Origin of the sequence: Actinobacillus lignieresii (assembly GCF_900444945.1) — a bacterium.
Classification (GTDB): Bacteria; Pseudomonadota; Gammaproteobacteria; order Enterobacterales; family Pasteurellaceae; genus Actinobacillus; species Actinobacillus lignieresii.
Window position 1 is genome coordinate 776031 of record NZ_UFRM01000001.1, and the last position, 20151, is coordinate 796181.

A 20151-nucleotide genomic window follows, 5' to 3' on the forward strand; every position below is an offset into this window, starting at 1 on the left:
CTTATATTCCCGTACATTCAGTGAATTTCCGTAGCTAACTATTATTTAAACTGTTTTAAGAAACGTAAGTCATTTTCAAAGAATGAACGTAAATCCGTTACGTTGTATCGTAACATTGTTAAACGCTCAACGCCCATGCCTACCGCAAAACCACTATATTCTTCCGGATCGATACCTACGTTACGTAATACGTTAGGATGCACCATACCGCAACCTAATACTTCTAACCATTTACCGTTTTGACGCATTACGTCCACTTCAGCCGAAGGCTCTGTGAACGGGAAGAATGACGGACGGAAACGCACTTGTAAATCTTCTTCGAAAAACGCTTTTAAGAAATCGTGAATCAAACCTTTTAACTCGGTAAAGTTGGCCTTTTTGTCCACATAAAGCAATTCTATTTGATGGAACATCGGTGTGTGTGTTTGGTCGTAGTCGTTACGATATACACGACCCGGCGCTACAATACGGATTGGCGGTTGCATATTTTCCATGGTACGAATTTGTACGCCTGAGGTTTGCGTACGTAATAAACGTTGCGCATCAAACCAAAACGTATCGTGATCCGCACGTGCCGGATGGTGCGCAGGAATATTTAACGCATCAAAGTTATAGTAATCCGTTTCGATTTCCGGGCCGCTTGCCACAGTAAAACCTAATTCGGAGAAGAATTTCACAACACGTTCAATTGTGATTGATACCGGATGTAAACCGCCTAATTCGGTTTTACGCCCCGGTAATGATACGTCGATACTTTCCGCCGCTAATTTTGCGTTTAATGCTTCTTGTTCCCAAGCTTCTTTTTTCGCATTTAAAATATCAAGAATAGTTTGCTTCGCTTCATTGATTTTCGCACCGATAGCCGGACGTTCTTCCGCCGCCACATTGCGTAATTCTTGCATTAACGCAGTAAAATGACCTTTCTTACCGAAATATTCAACACGGAACTCTTCTAACGCATCTAAACCTTGATCCAAGGCGTCTAAAGCACTTCTTGCTTTTTCTGTTAATTCTTTTAGGTGTTGCATTACCTATCCTCTATCTATCTAAATATATTGATGAAAATTATTGTGATAATAATACTTTGCCTAAAGAAAGTAAACGTAAAGTTAAGCTAACGCGTTGATTTTTAAGGTTTCAAAAATAATTAATTTGAAATAATTACTCAAACAAGCAGTCTGCTTTTGGAGTTTTTTTACAGAAATTAGAAATAGAACAAAGTTTAGTGATTTACTGTTATGAATCATTAGCTTAATAGCGGATAAAAGCGTATTATCGCAGTGCTTATTTACAATATGATGAGGAAACTATGTCACATATCGCAAAACAAGACGTATTAGACGCATTTAGCTTTCGTGCCGCTTGTCGTAGCTATGACCCGGCTAAAAAAATCAGCCGTGAGGATATGGAATATATTTTGGAACTTGGGAGATTATCTCCAAGCTCGGTCGGTTCCGAACCATGGAAATTTATTGTGCTGCAAAACGAAGCGATTCGTGAAAAAATCGCACCGGTTTCTTGGGGTATCAAACACCCGATGCACGAAATGAGTCATTTAGTTGTGATTTTAGCTAAGAAAAATGCGCGCTACGATTCGGATTTTTTCCGTCAAGGTTTATCAAAACGAGGCTTAACGCCGGAGCAAATGGAAGCGACTATTGCGCGTTATAAATCGTTCCAAACCGATGATATTAAAGTATTGGAAAGCGAACGCACCTTATTTGACTGGTGTTCAAAACAAACTTATATCGCACTTGGTAATATGATGACCGGTGCGGCGATGATCGGTATTGACTCTTGCCCGATTGAAGGCTTTAACTATGATGCGGTAAACGAAATCTTAGCGAAAGAAGGCTTGTTTGACGCTAACGAATACGGCGTTTCTTGTATGGTGACTTTTGGTTACCGTGCAAAACCGATTACCAAAAAATACCGTAAACCGGCTGAAGAAGTAATTAGCTGGGTGGAATAAACTATTCGACTATAATTGAGGTCGGTTCTTGATGAATAATAATTTCCGAACGCGGAAAAATCGCCAGAATTTTTTGTTCCAACGAATCGGTAATATCATGCGCCTCAATTAAAGTGAGATTATCGGCTAATTCCAAATGAAGTTGGATAAAACGCACGGCTCCCACTTGACGTGTCAGTAAATCATGAATACCGATAATTCGTTCGTGTTTTGCCGCCAATTCGATAATTTGATCAATTTCTTCTTGCGGTAACGCTTTATCCAGCAGCACTTGTACCGCTTCCCAAAACATTTTTAGCGCATTAAGACCGATATACAGTGCAATTCCGATGGCAAAAATCGCATCGGCATACACAAAACCGTATAGATTAAGCAACATTGCCGCTAAAATCGCCGCATTCATTAATAAATCGGTTTGATAATGGAGCGAATCCGCTGCAATCGCCGGACTTTTAGTTAATGCAACCACCCGCTTTTGGTACCAAACTAACCCGGCGGTAAAAACAATCGAAATCAGACTGACAATTATCCCGATTTCAGATCCGTTAATAAAATGCGGATGCATCAATTTATGCGCGCCTTGCAGCACTAGAAACACCGCCGAACCGCCGATAAACGCACTTTGCGCAATCGCAGCTAAGGATTCCGCTTTACCATGCCCGAAAGTATGGTTTTCATCCGCCGGCAAAAGCGCAAAACGTAACACTAAAATATTAGTGATCGAGGCTAATAAATCGACAACCGAATCGGTTACCGCCGCTAAAATCGAAATTGAGCCGGTTTTCCACCATGCAAACATTTTGATAACAATTAATACGCAAGCAATGGTAATCGCTAAATTTGCCGCTCGTTTTACCAGTTTTATATATTGCTGTTCCATACACCTCCCTTATACCCTATTCGGTTTATTTACACGTGACTAACCACGGCATTGCCGCAAGTTGCTGTGCCAATTGAAGCAATGAAGCTTGGTAAGCGGTTAAATTTCGTTCTTTTTTTGTCAAAACAGACCGCTTGTCCGAATATTGAATCTGCCCGTAGCCGCATTGCAAATTTCTACCTCGGGAAACCTCAAGCAATACGTCGTTAAAACGTTCTGTCGGCGGATAAATCACTTCGCTACGTAGCTCTTGATTCTCAATGCGAATTTTAGATTGCGTATTATTTTGCTGAGCAAAAGCCGCTTGGCGAAGTTCGACACGTTGCTGTAACGTGTTACCCTGCGAATTTTGATCTAAAAAGAATAAAATTCCCGTATTCCAATGTTCGGGATCCTGTTTTCCGTCAGCCGGCAAATAGAGCAACTGTCGCATTTCATCAATACGATTATCCGTTACTTTTACATAAGATTTGCCTTGAAAATCCACTTTTTCAGGCAAATCGAATTGTTTTTGCGTTAAGCTGCAAGCGGTTAAAAACAGTGAAAATCCTGCAAGAAAAAGCCAACGCATTACTCTTGCTCCTCACGTTTAAAGACCAATTCCGTTGTGCCGGAAGCCTCTTCATCAAACCAATAGCCGCCGTAATTAAAGGCTTTTAACTGATCCACGCTAGTCGGCTGCGTTTCTAAAATAAAACGTACCATCATACCGCGCGCTTTTTTCGCATAAAAACTGATTTGCTTAAACTTGCCGTTTTTCTCATCTAAGAATACCGGTTTAATAATGGTCGCCTGTAGTTTTTGTGGCTTCACCGCACCGTAATACTCGTCAGAAGCAAGATTTATCAAGATATTATCGCCTTGTTCATCAATTGCCGCCTGTAAATATTGAGTAATAATATCGCCCCAAAATGCATAAAGATCTTTGCCTTTCGGATTGGCCAATTTGGTTCCCATTTCTAAACGATACGGCTGCATTAAATCAAGCGGTTTGAGTAAACCGTATAAGCCGGATAGCATACGCAAATGTGTTTGAGCATATTCTACTTGTGCTTGAGTTAGGGTTTCCGCATCCAGCCCGGTATAAACATCACCTTTAAAGGCAAATAAAGCCGCTTTGGCATTTTGTTCGTTGTGTGCTAATTGCCATTCGGCAAAACGAGCTACGTTCAGGCTTGCGAGTTTATCGCTAATCGACATTAAAGAACCTAATTCCGCCGGCGAGAATTGTTTACAGATATCAATCAGTTGTTGGCTATAAGCGGTTAATTTCGGTTGAGAATTTGCAAATGGGAAATTAGGTGCGGGCGTTTCAAAATCTAATGTTTTTGCAGGAGAAATAATGGCTAACATAAAAAATACCTTGGTTAAAAATTTAGCTTATTTTAGCACTTGTCAGACGATAAAAACAGAAAAGGCAGGAATAATCCTGCCTTCTGCTGATAATACTTTCGTATATCGATAATACTCGAAATTAACGTTTTGAGTATTGTGGACGACGACGTGCTTTGTGTAAACCCACTTTTTTACGTTCAACGCGACGTGCGTCACGAGTAACGAAGCCTGCTGCACGTAATGCAGGGCGTAAAGTTTCGTCGTATTCCATTAATGCACGTGTGATACCGTGACGGATCGCACCTGCTTGACCAGAAATACCACCACCTTTAACAGTGATGTATAAATCTAATTTATCTAATAACTCAACTAATTCTAACGGCTGACGAACTACCATGCGTGAAGTTTCACGACCGAAGTAAACGTCTAAAGAACGTTGGTTGATGGTAATGTTACCACTGCCCGGTTTGATAAATACACGAGCTGAAGAGCTTTTGCGGCGACCTGTGCCGTAGTTTTGATTTGCTGCTGTCATTTTTGATGCTCCGTGATTAGATGTCTAAAACTTGTGGTTGTTGTGCAGCGTGGTTGTGTTCGTTACCTGCGTAAACTTTTAATTTACGGAACATTTCACGGCCTAAAGGACCTTTTGGTAACATACCTTTAACTGCGATCTCGATCACTGCTTCCGGACGGCGTGCAATCATTTCTTTGAAGGTTGCATCTTTGATGCCACCTACGTAGCCAGTGTGCCAGTAGTAGATTTTGTCGGTTTCTTTTTTGCCAGTTACCGCTACTTTCTCTGCGTTGATAACGATGATGTAATCACCCGTATCTACGTGCGGAGTATATTCAGCTTTATGTTTACCGCGTAAACGGCGTGCTAATTCAGTAGCTAAACGACCTAAAGTTTTACCTGTCGCATCTACTACGTACCAGTCACGTTTTACTGTTTCTGGTTTTGCTACAAAAGTTTTCATTAATTAAATACCAATATTTTTAGTTATAACCCAATCCGCTTATCAATAAGCGAATTACCTATATGACGGTAGAATCCGACCCCTTCGAGTCAAAATCTGACCAAACTTGTTCGGCGGGAAAATCCAAACAAAACAGGGTGCGAGGATTATACAGATATTTTATCTAAAAAGCTAAGTTTTTTTGCATTAAATCTGAAAAATGTCGGAAAGCTCAAATTTTCAAAATTTTATCGTCCGAAACGCTTCTATTACTTAAAGTAACATGGTACAAAAGATCAATTTTCACAACCAAGAGGATTCTACTATGGAACAATGGACACCTGATGTATGGCTTGCGATTGGAGCGGCATTTTTTGTCGGCATTATTGTAGGATGTGCAATTGTTCGAGTACTTAAAGGTAATGTAAAACAGCATATTCAACTTGAAACCGAGCTTAAAGCGACAAAAGAAAAAGTTGAGGAGCAAAAACAACAGCTTGAGCAACATTTCGAACAATCCGCCGCACTGCTTTCAACGCTTGCCGAAGACTATAAAAAACTTTATACGCATTTGGCAAACGGCTCGGAAAAACTGGTGCCGGAAGCAAAACAAGCGGAATTTTTTAAACAACCGCAAATTACGCATAATGTTGAAAATACTAACGGTGATCAACCTCGCGATTACTCCGAAGGTTCGTCCGGTTTGCTTAAAACTCAATCTTAATACTTAAATTAGAGGGCGTTACGCCCTCTACACTACTCCGACAATTCGTCTAACAATGCCGATTTCAATGCTTTCTGAGCCTTATCGTCCAATGCCTGATGTTGTTGTGTCGTGACCACAAAAAAGTCTTCCACTCTTTCGCCAATCGTGGTAATTTTCGCATTGATTAAATTTAAACCCAACTGATTAAGCACACTGCTGACCCGAGCTAACAATCCTTCGCGGTCAAGCGTAAACAATTCGAAAGCGGTTCGATTTTGCTGAGAATCCGCTAAAAATCTCACTTTGGTTTGGCGTTTGAACGATTGATGTTTTACCGGCTTGCGTTCCAAGTTACATACTTTCGGCTCACTTGTATTCAATACTTTCTCTAGCGATTGCTTAATTTGCTCGCAACGCATTTCCTCAAGCGGTTTACCGTTTAATTCCGTCACAATAAAACTATCTAAAACCAACCCGTTTTGACTGGTAATAATTTGTGCGTCATGAATACTGACTTTTTTCTGGCTTAATATCTGTGCGATTCGTAAAAAAAGCTGGGCTTGATCCTCGCAATAAATAAAAATTTCGGTTGCGCCTCTGGCATATTCGTTACTTACCAGCACTAACGGCATTATCCGTTGTTTAAGATAAGCTAATGCGTGCCAGACCAATTGTTTCGGTTTATGGCGTAAAAAATAACTGTCCGGACAGACTTGCCAGAATTGCTGCAATCGGGTTCGTTCATCCGGTTTTAAGGCAAATTTAATCAATTCCAATGCCTGTTGGCGGTTCGTTTCGGCTTCTTTACGGTAATCAAGCGATTTCGTTAGTTGCTGATTGGTAAATTGAAAAAGTTGAGCGAAAAGCGACCGCTTCCAATCGTTCCAAAGCGTTTCGTTAGTCGCACAAATATCGGCGACGGTTAAACACATCAAATCCGATAAAGCGGTCCGATTTTCTACCTTTTCGGCAAAGGCTTTAATCACAAACGGATCATGAATATCGCGGCGTTGTGCGGTAATCGACATAGTTAAATGCTCGCGTACCAACCACACCATTTTCGCAACCTGTATCGGATCAAAACCGTGTTGTAGCGCGAATTGTTCCATATCTAATGCGCCGACTTCTGCATGATCACCTTCTCGCCCTTTCGCTATATCATGGAATAATGCGGCGAAATAAAGTAACGGTTTATGCTGACAAGCGGTAAAATATTGGCAACAAAGCGGATGTTGTTCCGTTGTTTCCGCATCTAAAAAACTTTCGATTTTTAGCATTACGCGGATCGTATGCTCATCTACCGTATAGATATGGAACAAATCAAACTGCATTAAGCCGACAATATGTCGCCACTGCGGCAAATAGGCGGTTAATACGCCTAATTGATGCATAGGTACGATCGCCTTTTTAACTACATTCGGTTGTTCAAATAAACGAATAAAACGTGTTCTTGCTTCAGGTAATTCGCTTAACGGTTGCCCGAGTTTATGTAATGCCAAACGCAGATGTCTTAACATCGTTGCACTTGCTTTCGCATCGGGATATTGCGTTAAATAAAAGAATAAATCCAAAATTGATGTCGGCGTATGAGTAAAGCATCTACGATCTTGGCAATAAATTTCCGATCCTTGTAGATAAAAATATTGATCAAGCGGTTGTTTTTCCAAATTATTTTGCGGCCGTAATACTTGTTGCTCAAAACTGTTCAGTAATAATTGACTTAATTGAGAAATCGTTTGAGTCGCTTGGAAATATGATTTCATCATCGCTTCGACCGGCTGATTTCCTTCGCCTTGATAACCAAGCAACTCGCTCAATTGCAATTGGCGATCAAAGCGTAGGCGATTGTCGTAACGCTTGAGCTGCAGATGTAAGGCAAAACGCATACGGAATAATACCGCTTGCGCGCTATTCAACTCCTTAAACTCTTCCGCAAATAAAATGCCTTTATTCAATAGGCTTTCGAAGGAATAGGTTCCGAAATGACGTAAAAAGATCCAAGAAACCAAATGCAGATCACGCAGTCCGCCCGGGCTATGTTTGAGATCCGGCTCTAAGTTATAGCTGGTATTATGATAACGGGCGTAACGTTCATTCTTTTCTTCGATTTTAGCTTGAAAAAAAGCTTCTATCGGCCAATAGTCGGCTTGATAAATTTGCTCGACTAATGCCGTCCATAATTTTTTATTACCGGTTAGAAAACGCCCTTCATAAATATTGGTTGCCACCGAAATTTCTTCGCGACCGATATCTAGGGATTCGGAAAGCGTACGAATACTCGCACCGACTTGTAATTTACAATCCCACAATACATTAAATAATACGTTAAGTTTTTCCGCGGTTTCCTCATCGACACTCTGTTCCGTTAGCACCAATATATCTACGTCGGAAAGTGGGAACATTTCTCGTCTGCCGTATCCGCCGACCGCAATTAATGCCATATCACTACGTTTATCAAAACCGAACTGACGCCACAAGCTAACAAGTAATTCGTCATAAAAATCACTGCGTTGATAAATCAGTTCAAAAACGTCTTCTTGGGAAAAATCGTGACGTTGTTCCGTATTAAACTCGGCAAGTTGCGACTTAACATCAATATTCATCTGCTATTCCTAACTAAAAATCATGTAAAGCAATCATCTTTATCATATAAAAAAGCGGTCAGAATTTGCAAAATTTCTGCAATTTCTGACCGCTTGGCATTTATATTTAACCTGCAACTTGCGGCAAGTACCCCAGCTGAATAAGGAACGGAATAATCATAATAATAATGCCGGCAATTAGTGCGACTATCAGCGCAGCTTTACCGCCAATCACGCGATACGCCAAATTAGGATGTTGCTGACGCGCTTTCCACGCCAAACCGATTGGCAATAACATGCCGTAGAATGCAAATAATAAACCCGCATAACCTAACGCCGCAATAAATCCGTTCGGATAGAATAATGCAAACAATACCGGCGGAATAAAGGTCGCTAAGGTCAGCCATAAACGATTTGCCGGTAAATTCACACGTTTTAATAAATCCCCGACACACTCGAAGATACCCATTGCCACACCTAAGAATGAGGTAATTAACGCAAGTGCCGAGAATAACCGTACCATTTCGCCTAAAATCGTGCTGCCGGTAATTTGGCTGGTCGCTTTAACCAAACCGTTTAAGGTCGGATCCTGTTTTAAAATTTCAACGAATTCCGCTTGCGTTAAAACGCCGTGGGTTGCAAGTTGCCACAATAAATACGCCACTAACGGAATCGCGGTACCGATATAAATCGCAATACGAATTTTACGAATATCCGCATCTAAATAGGTATTGATACTCGCCATAATCACGTGGAAGCCGAACGAAGTAAAGAAAATCGGTACGGCCGATACTACAAACAGATTATCTAACGGTACAGCGGTTAAATTTTCCAATTTTGCTTTTGGTAACATCATTAGTAATACAAAGACAAACGCAACGATTTTCCCAATAAATAATAAACGAGTTAAACCATCAACGCCTTTAATCCCAATCACGACAAACGAACCGAGTAATACGGTAAAGAGTAAAATCCCTACTTGAGTCGTAGTATGCGCATCACCGATTTCAGGTAGTAATCCCGAAAGCAACGAACCGCCGCCGGTAATATAGGCGGCTAATAAAGCATAAAGCAAAATCAATAAACTTGCGGTTGCCAATACTCGTCCGGTTATACCGAAATATTGCTCTGCAAGACTCGCTACGCCGACGTCTTGCTTGGGAGCAGTTTGATACACTTCCATAAACAATAAACCGGTATAAGCCAATAAAGCCCATAAACAAACCAGTAAAACAACCGTCGCTCCGAATCCCATTCCCGCAGAAGTCAGCGGCATCGCTAACATCCCCGCACCAATCGTAGTGCCGGCAATCATTAAAGCACTACCTAAAATTTTATTTTTCATTTGTAATATAACCAATCATTGTGTTTACAATTTAATTTTAACAAGCGGTCGAAATTTGTAAAAAATTAGCAACATCGGACCGCTTACACTCCCTATTATCCCACTACTTTCGGTAAATAACCCGCTTCAATAATAAATGGAACGTTAATAATAAATATTGCTAATAATAATGCAACTAACAATGCAATATTTCCGCCGAATACTTTGTATTTAGCCTCCGGATATTGTTTACGGAACTTCCAAACCATCGCAATCGGTAAAACAAGTGCGTAAAAAGCAAACATTTGTCCCGCATAACCTAATGCGGCAATAAAACCTTCGGGATAGAAAAAGGCAAATAACATCGGCGGAATAAAGGTTAAAAGACCGAGTGAAATTCGAGGCGCATTAATATGTACTCGCTTAAATAGATCCTCTAAACACTCAAATAAACCCAATGCAACCCCTAAAAATGAGGTGATTAACGCCAATGCCGAGAATAATTTAACTGTACCGCCAATTAATGAGCTACCGGTAATTTGTTGAATCGCTTCAGCCAACCCGTTTAACGTCGGATCTTTCTCAATTAATTGTAAAAATGCGGTTTGGTTTAACAACCCGTGTGTTGCAAGCTGCCATAATACATAAGCGACTAACGGAATCGCCGTACCGACTAAAATCGAAATACGTAACGCTTTGACATTACCGTCTAAATATTTATTTAAGCTCGGAATTGAACCGTGGAAGCCGAATGCCGTAAAGAAAACCGGTGTAGCGGAAATCAATAGCGCATTATCAATCGGCATTTCAAGTAAATTATCCACGGAAATATTCGGTAATAATAATGCCAAGACTAAGAAAAACGCGCCGATTTTCGTTAAGAAAAGAATACGATTTACCACATCCACACTGGTTGTCCCGATAACCACAAAAGTACCGAACACAAGGGTAAAAATCACACCTGCAATTCTTTTGGTGGTTTCGCTATCGCCGATCGTCGGCATGATACCTGCCAATAACGAGCTTCCTCCGGACACATAAGCGGAAAGAATGGCATACAGGAAAATCACTAACACTGCGGTAGAAACGATTCGACCGAAGTTTCCATAATATTTTTCGGCTAAAGTACCGATACCCGCATCACTTTCGGCATTTTGATAAAGTTCTACGAATAATAACGCACCAAATGACAATAATAACCAAAGTGCGATGAGTAATGCCACCGTCCAGCCGAAACCGATTCCCGCAGAAGTGAGAGGCATCGCCAGCATTCCCGCACCGATTGTCGTCCCCGACACAATCAATGTGCTGCCAAAAGTTTTATTTTGCATATTCTTATAACCTCTAAGATTGTTATCAGTCGAGGTATTCTACAAGAACAAAAACAAAATGTAACGAAAAAATTTCACTGTAAACATATTATTACAGCATTTAAAATCAATGACTTAGTTTCACTTTATCCGTTGTAAGTTTCCAATGAAATTCAACCGCTTGTAAAATCGACAATTTCTTACACAAAAAAGCCGAGAAACTTTCGCTTCTCGGCTTTATTCATTTATGACGAATAATTAAGCATCCGCCTGCTTATCGGCTACCGCATCGGTATGCGGAACATCTTTAGACGGCTGTTCTTCATCACTTTTTGATGTCGTTGCGGAATCGCTTGACGAACTGTCATCGCCTTTATCGTTCCAACCCGCCGGTTCACCAACCGGACGGCGATTCATTAAATCGTCAATTTGTTTACGATCTAAGGTTTCATATTTTAACAACGCATCTTTCATCGCATGTAAAATATCTATATTGTCTTCTAAGGTTTTCTTCGCTCGCTCATAGTTACGATCAATAAGCTTACGCATTTCTTGGTCAATCAGTTTTTGCGATTCTTCCGATACGCCTTTGATTGCGCCCATACCGTCTTCATTTTGATAGAATAACGGGCCTAACGCTTTCGAGAAGCCCCATTGCGTTACCATCGCACGAGCAATTTGTGTCGCACGGTGAATATCCGAAGACGCACCGGTGGTAATTTTATCTTCACCGAAAATCAGTCCTTCGGCGATTCGTCCCGCAAATAAGGTTGAAAGCTGGCTTTCTAACTTAGTAAAGGTTTCGCTCACACGGTCGCCTTCCGGTAAAAATTGCGCAAAACCAAGCGCTTGACCGCGCGGCACAATCGTCACTTTATTGAGCGGATCGTGTTCCGGCATTAAATAACCGACAATTACGTGACCGGCTTCATGATAAGCGGTATTCATCAATTCTTTTTCCGTCATCGTATTTGAACGACGCTCCGGTCCCATATTGATTTTATCGCGTGCTTGCTCAAAATCGAGCATAGTGACTACGCGCTGATTTTTACGCGCTGCGAATAATGCCGCTTCATTAACCAAGTTTGCCAATTGTGCACCCGAATAGCCCGGCGTACCGCGAGCGACCACCATCGGGTCAACATCCGGTGCAAGCGGTACTTTTTTCATATGTACTTTTAAGATTTGCTCGCGACCTTTTACATTCGGTAAATCGACCGTTACTTGACGGTCGAAACGTCCCGGACGAGTTAAAGCGTCATCAAGCACATCGGCACGGTTAGTCGCAGCAATAATAATCACCCCTTCCGAACCTTCAAAACCGTCCATTTCCACTAACATTTGGTTAAGGGTTTGTTCACGCTCGTCATGGCCGCCGCTGAAACCGGCACCGCCACGTTTACGACCGACCGCATCAATTTCATCGATAAAAATGATACAAGGTGCATTTTTCTTCGCTTGTTCGAAAAGATCACGCACACGAGAAGCACCGACACCGACAAACATTTCTACGAAGTCGGAACCCGCCATCGTAAAGAACGGTACGCCCGCTTCACCGGCAATCGCTTTCGCTAATAACGTTTTACCCGTACCCGGAGGACCGACCATCAAAATACCTTTTGGAATACGTCCGCCCAATTTTTGGAATTTACTCGGGTCTTTTAAGAAGTCCACCACTTCACCGACTTCTTCTTTGGCTTCATCACAGCCCGCAACATCGGTAAAACGTGTTTTAACCTGCTCCGCCGTCAGCATTTTTGCTTTGCTTTTACCAAAGCTCATTGCGCCGCGACCGCCACCACCTTGCATTTGGCGCATATAGAACAACCAAAAACCGATGAGCATTAACATCGGGAACCATGAAATTAAGATTTGAGAAAGCAAACCGCGACGTTCTTTCGGCTGACCAGTCACCGTCGCATTTGTTTTCGCTAAATCCGCCAATAAATATTCATCGTACATCGGCATCACGGTTTGATATTGCGTACCATCATTTTTGGTAACGGAAATGGTTTCATCGTTACGTTTGAAATCCACTTCTTTAAGGTTATTCGATTTAATATCGTTCAAGAAAGTTGAATAAGCAACCGTATTGTTGTTACCAAAATTTGAATTAAAGCCTTCAAAAGCAGTCATCAGCACAATAGCTACCACTACCCAAAGGACAATATTTTTAACCATATCGTTCAAGGTTAAGTTCCTCTTTTAGAATAAAAAATTCGTTATCTTAATTTCACACAAGCGGTTGAATTTTGCCAAAAATTCGCAATTTTTAACCGCTTATCAACCTTTATATCCCGTTGCGACAATATAAACTTCTCTTGAACGATCACGAGAAGCTTCAGGCTTACGTACTTTTACCGTACTAAACATTGCACGAATATCTCTTAAATACTCATCAAAACCTTCGCCTTGGAACACTTTGACGACAAAACTGCCTTTAGGTGCAAGTACCTGACGACACATATCTAAAGCCAGTTCTACTAAATACATTGCTCGCGGAATATCGACCGACGGCATACCGCTGAAATTCGGCGCCATATCCGACATTACCACATCCACCATATCATCACCGACACGCTCTAACAGCGCATTCAACACCGATTCTTCTCGGAAATCGCCTTGTAGAAAGTCCACCCCGACAATCGGGTTCATATCTAAAATATCGCAAGCGATAATTCGACCTTTACTGCCGATTTGTGTTACCGCATATTGTGACCAACCGCCCGGTGCCGCACCTAAATCCACTACGGTCATGCCCGGCTTGAACAAGCGATCGGTTTGTTGAATTTCATCCAATTTAAAATAAGCGCGAGAACGCAACTTTTGTTTGTGTGCTTTCTGTACGAACTGGTCTTTAAAATGCTCCGCCAACCAGCGAGAGGAACTGGCACTTCTTTTTCTGCCCATTCTCTAATAATCTCTTCTCTAATGTAGCTAAAAAATATAGTTTATCATAATAAGGACAATTTAGCTCAATTCAAGAGAGAAAAGCTATCGGAAAGTTAAATTTTTGTAATAAACAAAAATATTCATCAAAATTTCAGCAAAAAGCAATCGTTTGCCAAAATTCAAATTTACAAAAAAAGGAAACCTCTGTATAATCCGCTCGCAATTTTTCCCATACCTATTTTTTTATTTGAATCTCAAAGGAACTATTGCAATGCTACGTATCAAACAAGAAGCCCTCACATTTGATGATGTTCTTCTAGTCCCTGCACACTCTACCGTGCTTCCAAATACAGCTGATCTTTCAACTCAACTTACTAAAGAAATTCGCCTTAATATCCCAATGCTTTCTGCGGCGATGGATACCGTTACCGAAACTAAATTAGCCATTTCTTTAGCACAAGAAGGCGGTATCGGTTTTATCCATAAAAATATGTCGATCGAACGCCAAGCGGATCGTGTGCGTAAAGTGAAGAAATTCGAAAGCGGTATCGTTTCCGAGCCGGTAACGGTTTCTCCGGATCTTACGCTTGCCGAGCTTGCGGAATTAGTTAAGAAAAACGGTTTTGCCGGCTATCCGGTAGTGGACGGTGAAAATAATCTGATTGGTATTATTACCGGACGTGATACACGTTTTGTAAGAGATTTAACTAAAACGGTTGCTAAAGTAATGACGCCTAAAGAACGTTTAGTCACGGTAAAAGAAAGTGCTAATCGTGAAGAAATCCTTGAATTAATGCATCAACATCGCGTTGAAAAAGTATTAATGGTTGATGATAACTTCAAACTAAAAGGTATGATCACCGTTAAAGACTTCCAAAAAGCGGAACAAAAACCGAATGCGTGTAAAGATGAATTCGGTCGTTTACGTGTCGGCGCAGCGGTTGGTGCAGGTCCGGGTAATGAAGAACGTATTGATGCGTTAGTAAAAGCAGGCGTGGACGTGTTATTAATCGACTCTTCACACGGCCACTCTGAAGGCGTATTACAACGTGTCCGTGAAACCCGTGCAAAATATCCTAATTTACCGATTGTTGCCGGTAATATCGCAACTGCCGAAGGTGCAATCGCATTAGCGGATGCCGGCGCAAGCGCGGTAAAAGTGGGTATCGGTCCGGGTTCGATCTGTACTACACGTATCGTAACCGGTGTAGGTGTACCGCAAATCACTGCAATCGCAGAAGCAGCTGCTGCATTAGAAGGTCGTGGAATCCCTGTAATTGCTGACGGTGGTATCCGCTACTCCGGCGATATTTCAAAAGCAATCGCAGCGGGCGCAAGCTGTGTTATGGTAGGTTCTATGTTTGCCGGTACCGAAGAAGCACCGGGAGAAATCGAACTTTACCAAGGCCGTGCATTTAAATCTTACCGTGGTATGGGTTCATTAGGTGCGATGAGCAAAGGTTCTTCAGACCGTTATTTCCAATCGGACAACGCGGCAGATAAATTAGTACCGGAAGGTATCGAAGGTCGTATCCCTTACAAAGGTTTCTTAAAAGAAATTATCCACCAACAAATGGGTGGTTTACGTTCTTGTATGGGCTTAACCGGTTCGGCAACTATCGAAGATCTCCGTACTAAAGCACAATTCGTGCGTATCAGTGGTGCAGGTATTAAAGAAAGCCACGTTCACGATGTAACGATTACTAAAGAAGCACCTAACTATCGTATGGGTTAATTCTTAGGTATAGGTGGGCTTTCCAACCCACCTTTTATAGTTTGAAGTACGGTTGAGATTTGCAAAATTGTGAGAAATTTAATCGATTATCCTACTAATAGGAAATGATATGGGCGATGTTAATTTAACACCCGTTAAAGTGACTTGTGATTTGACACCATTGGTACAAAGTATCCCTAATGGAGTCAGTAAAATTTTTGACTTAGTATTTGGGAAAATGGTAGCTAAAAGAGAAGCTGCTGAAAAATTACTAAATGCTCAAACAGAAAGACAATCAAGATTAATTATTGATGGAAAGGCTTCTTTGGATAACAATGGTACATTTATTAATTTTGAACAAGTTCAATCAGATAATATTCAACAGTGCTTAGAATATGCCGTAAATGAAGCATTACACAAAGAAGATAATCCTCCAGAGAAGGACATTTCTAGAACTTTCTTTAATAAATGGAGAGACTATGCCCAGCATATTGATGAAGATTCATTAAAAGAATTTTGGGGAAGAATTCTAGTCGAGGAAATTTATAATCCAAGTACGATTGATCTTAGAGTATTAAATACATTATCAATGCTTTCACAAAAGGAGGCTAAAATATTTAATGAAGCTATAAAATATATCATTTTTAATGAATATTTAGCGATAGATTTCATTCCTTCTGAAAGCAAGCATAGAATTATTGAAACTTTATATAGTATAGGAGCAATATCTAGTATACCGAAACCAGGGTTGCGTTTAGGAACTAGAATATGGAGGTTCAAAAATGATTTCCACAATTATCATTGCTTCTATCACCAAAAAAATAATTTTTGTATTACATTTAATGTCGAAGATTCTATAGATGATGATGGCGAGGGAATATCATTAGAATTATTAGAACTCACAGTCATAGGTAAAACATTATATAACTTAGCTATATCCATTGACGAACAACTATCTATTAATTTAGCTAAAACCATTACTAAAGATATGTTAAATCAAATAGATAGAGATAAAGCATTAAGAATTGTTTCCATTAATGTATATCGTTTAAAAAATCAAACTGTTACCGATAATTTATTTTCTAAAACATTCAAATAAAGAGAAAATCAATGAACAACATTCACAATCACAAAATTTTAATTTTGGACTTCGGTTCACAATATACGCAATTAATCGCACGTCGTGTGCGTGAGATTGGGGTTTACTGCGAACTTTGGGCGTGGGATGTCACTGAAGAACAGATCCGTGAATTTAATCCGACTGGGATTATTCTTTCAGGTGGTCCTGAAAGTACCACTGAAGAAAACAGTCCTCGTGCGCCGGAATATGTATTTAACGCAGGCGTGCCAGTACTTGGTATTTGCTACGGTATGCAAACCATGGCGATGCAATTAGGCGGTTTAACTGAAACTTCTGATCACCGTGAATTCGGCTATGCTTCAGTTGATTTACAAGCAGCCGACGCGTTATTTGCAAAATTAAACGATAATTTGACCGCTTCCGAGCCGAAATTAGACGTTTGGATGAGTCACGGCGATAAAGTAACTCGTTTACCGCAAGGTTTCCAAATTACTGGTGTAACCCCAACTTGCCCGATTGCAGCAATGTCAGACGAAAGCCGTCGTTTCTATGGTGTGCAGTTCCACCCGGAAGTAACCCATACAAAAAGCGGTTTAGAGTTATTAACCAACTTCGTGGTAGGTATTTGTGGCTGTGAATGTAAATGGACGGCAGAAAACATTATCGAAGACGCTGTTGCTCGTATTAAAGAGCAAGTGGGCGATGACGAAGTCATTTTAGGCTTATCAGGCGGTGTAGATTCATCAGTTACTGCCCTGCTTTTACACCGTGCTATCGGCAAAAACTTACACTGCGTATTCGTAGATAATGGTTTATTACGTTTAAACGAAGGCGATCAAGTGATGGAAATGTTTGGCGATAAATTCGGCTTAAACATCATTCGAGTAAATGCTGAAGGCCGATTCTTAGACGCGTTAAAAGGCATTGATGAGCCGGAAGCAAAACGTAAAACCATTGGTAAAGTGTTTGTCGATGTATTCGATGATGAATCGAAAAAACTGACCTCAGTGAAATGGTTAGCACAAGGTACTATTTACCCTGACGTGATCGAATCGGCAGCAAGCAAAACCGGTAAAGCACACGTGATTAAATCTCACCACAACGTAGGCGGCTTACCAGATTATATGAAACTCGGTTTAGTGGAACCGTTACGTGAATTATTCAAAGATGAAGTACGTAAAATTGGTTTAGCACTTGGTTTACCGGCAGAAATGTTAAATCGCCACCCATTCCCGGGTCCGGGTTTAGGTGTGCGTGTATTAGGTGAAATCAAGAAAGAATACTGCGATTTACTGCGTAAAGCGGATGCAATCTTTATCGAAGAGCTCTACAAAGCGGATTGGTATTACAAAGTAAGCCAAGCGTTTACCGTATTCCTTCCGGTAAAATCGGTGGGTGTAATGGGTGACGGTCGTAAATACGACTGGGTTGTTTCACTCCGTGCGGTAGAAACTATCGACTTTATGACCGCACATTGGGCGCATTTACCATACGATTTACTCGGTAAAATCTCAAACCGTATTATCAATGAAGTAAACGGCATTTCCCGCGTGGTATATGACGTTTCAGGCAAACCGCCTGCAACGATTGAGTGGGAATAAGAAACCCGCTTTTCGGTTGATTACAATTCATTTCAAAAATAGTAAAGCCCTGCAATTGCAGGGCTTTATTTATGCTAATTAGCAATCTTGTTTGCCATATTGCTCTTGGCGTAATAATTCACGTACGCTTTCGTCAAATTGGCTTAATACTTTGTCTGCATCCGCTGCATCTTTACCTTTCGCATCTAAGTAGAACTTAATTTTCGGTTCCGTACCGGACGGACGAGTGATTAAACGGCTACCGTTTTCTAATACGAATACCAGAATATCGCTTTGGCGATCCGTTTTCGTATGGTCAATTAGTTGAGCCACGCTGAAACCGCCGATTGCACTCGGCGGGTTGTTGCGTAACGCCGTCATTAATTTACCGATTTCAGATAAATCGCTAACACGAATTGAAATTTGACCGCTTACATAAGCACCGAATTCATTATTGAAATCGGTGATTGCGTCTTGCAACGTTTTACCTTGTGCTTTTAAGTTACGGATAAAATCTAAGAACACAATAGCCGCTGAAATACCGTCTTTATCACGTACTTTATCAGGGTCAACCAAATAGCCTAACGCTTCTTCAAAACCGAATAATAAGCCGTTTACTTTACCGATATATTTAAAGCCGGTTAAAGTTTCTTCCGATTGTAAACCGTATTTTTTCGCAATTTCAGCCAATGCCGGCGAAGACACTAATGAACAAGCTAATACGCCTTGTTTACCTTGTGCGTGATACTGTTTAGCTAAATACCAACCTAATAAACAGCCAACAACGTTACCGTGTAAACCTTTCCAGTTACCTTGTGCATCCGGCATAGCTACCGCTAAACGGTCTGCATCCGGGTCATTGGCAATGATAAATTCCGCATTCTTCTCTTTCGCTAATTTAATTGCTAAGTCTAATGCACCTTTTTCTTCCGGATTCGGGAAATTCACGGTTGGGAAAGAACCGTCCGGTTGAATTTGTTCTGCCACTAAATGCGGTTGCGGTAAGCCGGCTTTTTCTAACGTTTTGCTTAATACTTCATAACCGACACCATGCATTGCGGTATAAACATAGTTAATCTCTGCTGCCTGCTCTTTCGCTAATGCGGCTGTTTTTTCGATATATGCTTCTACGATTTCATCATCTAATACGGTAAAGTCTTGGCTACGTGGTAGATCCGCAATATTACCTGCCGCCACTTTATCAATTAATGCCGCAATATCTTTATCCGCCGGCGAAACGATTTGACCGCCGCCGTTTGCTTTACCTAAATACACTTTATAACCGTTATCTTCCGGTGGGTTGTGGCTTGCGGTTACCATAACGCCTGCTGTGGTATCAAAATATTTAATTGCATACGCAAGTACAGGCGTTGGTAATTTACGGGGTAATAAATAAGCCTTAATCCCTGCACCCGCCATAATTTCTGCGGTATCACGTGCAAACACGTCCGAGTTTTTACGACCGTCATAACCGATAACGATTGAAGGTGCTTTATCGTAGCCTTTTAAATAATCCGCTAAACCGCCGGCAGCTTGAGCTACCAATACACGGTTCATCCCCATAGAACCCGCTTGTAAGCGACCACGTAAACCAGCCGTACCGAATTGTAAACGACCGTCAAAACGAGCGGTCAATTCCGCTAAGGCTTTTTCATCGCCTGCTTGCGCTGCTTCGATAAGTCGAACTAATTCGGCACGAGTTTCTTGATCCGGATCTTGTGCCAACCAATTTTGGGCGATAGTAAAAATTGTACTCATAGCAATTCCTTATACTAAAAAATGATGAATAAAAACATATATAGCCTAACGGAAAATA

17 protein-coding genes are annotated in these 20151 nt (G+C 41.1%); 5 read left to right on the forward strand and 12 right to left on the reverse strand.

Going from position 1 to position 20151, the window contains the following annotated elements; genetic code table 11:
- Window positions 1–41: 41 nt before the first annotated feature.
- Window positions 42–1028 carry a phenylalanine--tRNA ligase subunit alpha gene (gene pheS, locus DY200_RS03565; protein ID WP_005600743.1) on the reverse strand — a complete coding sequence of 329 codons (987 nt, stop codon included), beginning with the start codon at window positions 1026–1028 and terminating at the stop codon, window positions 42–44.
- Window positions 1029–1309: 281 nt separating this feature from the next.
- On the opposite strand from pheS, the gene DY200_RS03570 reads away from it, so the two are divergent.
- Window positions 1310–1972 carry an NAD(P)H-dependent oxidoreductase gene (locus DY200_RS03570; RefSeq protein ID WP_115586950.1) on the forward strand — a complete coding sequence of 221 codons (663 nt, stop codon included), beginning with the start codon at window positions 1310–1312 and terminating at the stop codon, window positions 1970–1972.
- Window position 1973: 1 nt separating this feature from the next.
- Here DY200_RS03570 and DY200_RS03575 read toward each other — a convergent pair whose 3' ends face one another.
- The 5 genes from DY200_RS03575 to rplM all read right to left on the reverse strand — a co-directional run bounded on the left by DY200_RS03575 (window position 1974) and on the right by rplM (window position 5167).
- On the reverse strand, window positions 1974–2852 hold the full coding sequence (locus tag DY200_RS03575) for a cation diffusion facilitator family transporter (protein WP_115586951.1): 879 nt from the start codon (window positions 2850–2852) through the stop codon (window positions 1974–1976).
- A 25-nt stretch (window positions 2853–2877) separates the two neighbouring features.
- Window positions 2878–3423, reverse strand: a complete 546-nt coding sequence (locus DY200_RS03580; RefSeq protein ID WP_115586952.1) for an HI_0983 family protein — start codon at window positions 3421–3423, stop codon at window positions 2878–2880.
- Complete coding sequence (gene yaaA / locus DY200_RS03585; RefSeq protein WP_115586953.1) at window positions 3423–4205, reverse strand: peroxide stress protein YaaA; 783 nt, start codon at window positions 4203–4205, stop codon at window positions 3423–3425. Before yaaA ends, DY200_RS03580 begins: the two co-directional genes overlap by 1 nt.
- A gap of 121 nt (window positions 4206–4326) precedes the next feature.
- A complete protein-coding gene (rpsI, locus tag DY200_RS03590) occupies window positions 4327–4722 on the reverse strand; it encodes a 30S ribosomal protein S9 (protein ID WP_005622826.1) in 396 nt (131 codons plus the stop codon).
- 16 nt (window positions 4723–4738) lie between these two features.
- Window positions 4739–5167 (reverse strand): 50S ribosomal protein L13, encoded by a 429-nt coding sequence (gene rplM / locus DY200_RS03595; RefSeq protein WP_005596850.1) that lies wholly within the window; start codon window positions 5165–5167, stop codon window positions 4739–4741.
- 304 nt (window positions 5168–5471) lie between these two features.
- On the opposite strand from rplM, the gene DY200_RS03600 reads away from it, so the two are divergent.
- Window positions 5472–5870 (forward strand): Z-ring associated ZapG family protein, encoded by a 399-nt coding sequence (locus tag DY200_RS03600; RefSeq protein WP_012262875.1) that lies wholly within the window; start codon window positions 5472–5474, stop codon window positions 5868–5870.
- Between the two features lie 32 nt (window positions 5871–5902).
- Here DY200_RS03600 and glnD read toward each other — a convergent pair whose 3' ends face one another.
- The 5 genes from glnD to rlmE all read right to left on the reverse strand — a co-directional run bounded on the left by glnD (window position 5903) and on the right by rlmE (window position 13978).
- A complete protein-coding gene (gene glnD / locus DY200_RS03605) occupies window positions 5903–8455 on the reverse strand; it encodes a bifunctional uridylyltransferase/uridylyl-removing protein GlnD (protein ID WP_115586954.1) in 2553 nt (850 codons plus the stop codon).
- A 106-nt stretch (window positions 8456–8561) separates the two neighbouring features.
- Window positions 8562–9779, reverse strand: coding sequence for an aromatic amino acid transport family protein (locus DY200_RS03610; RefSeq protein WP_005596844.1), 1218 nt, complete (start codon window positions 9777–9779; stop codon window positions 8562–8564).
- A gap of 95 nt (window positions 9780–9874) precedes the next feature.
- Entirely contained in the window at window positions 9875–11089 is a 1215-nt protein-coding gene (locus DY200_RS03615) for an aromatic amino acid transport family protein (protein WP_115586955.1), read from the reverse strand.
- 237 nt (window positions 11090–11326) lie between these two features.
- Window positions 11327–13249 carry an ATP-dependent zinc metalloprotease FtsH gene (ftsH, locus tag DY200_RS03620; RefSeq protein WP_115587969.1) on the reverse strand — a complete coding sequence of 641 codons (1923 nt, stop codon included), beginning with the start codon at window positions 13247–13249 and terminating at the stop codon, window positions 11327–11329.
- Window positions 13250–13351: 102 nt separating this feature from the next.
- Window positions 13352–13978, reverse strand: coding sequence for a 23S rRNA (uridine(2552)-2'-O)-methyltransferase RlmE (gene rlmE / locus DY200_RS03625; protein WP_115586956.1), 627 nt, complete (start codon window positions 13976–13978; stop codon window positions 13352–13354).
- 253 nt (window positions 13979–14231) lie between these two features.
- Between rlmE and guaB the strand changes: the two genes are divergently transcribed.
- The 3 genes from guaB (at window position 14232) to guaA (ending at window position 18356) form a co-directional block, all read left to right on the forward strand.
- Window positions 14232–15695 (forward strand): IMP dehydrogenase, encoded by a 1464-nt coding sequence (gene guaB, locus DY200_RS03630; protein WP_115586957.1) that lies wholly within the window; start codon window positions 14232–14234, stop codon window positions 15693–15695.
- A gap of 109 nt (window positions 15696–15804) precedes the next feature.
- Entirely contained in the window at window positions 15805–16773 is a 969-nt protein-coding gene (locus DY200_RS03635; RefSeq protein WP_115586958.1) for a DUF2806 domain-containing protein, read from the forward strand.
- An 11-nt stretch (window positions 16774–16784) separates the two neighbouring features.
- The gene (gene guaA / locus DY200_RS03640; RefSeq protein ID WP_115586959.1) at window positions 16785–18356 is read left to right on the forward strand and encodes a glutamine-hydrolyzing GMP synthase; all 1572 of its coding nucleotides are present in this window, start codon (window positions 16785–16787) and stop codon (window positions 18354–18356) included.
- Between the two features lie 78 nt (window positions 18357–18434).
- On the opposite strand, the gene DY200_RS03645 is transcribed toward guaA, so the two are convergent.
- On the reverse strand, window positions 18435–20093 hold the full coding sequence (locus DY200_RS03645; RefSeq protein WP_115586960.1) for a phospho-sugar mutase: 1659 nt from the start codon (window positions 20091–20093) through the stop codon (window positions 18435–18437).
- Window positions 20094–20151: the final 58 nt, after the last annotated feature.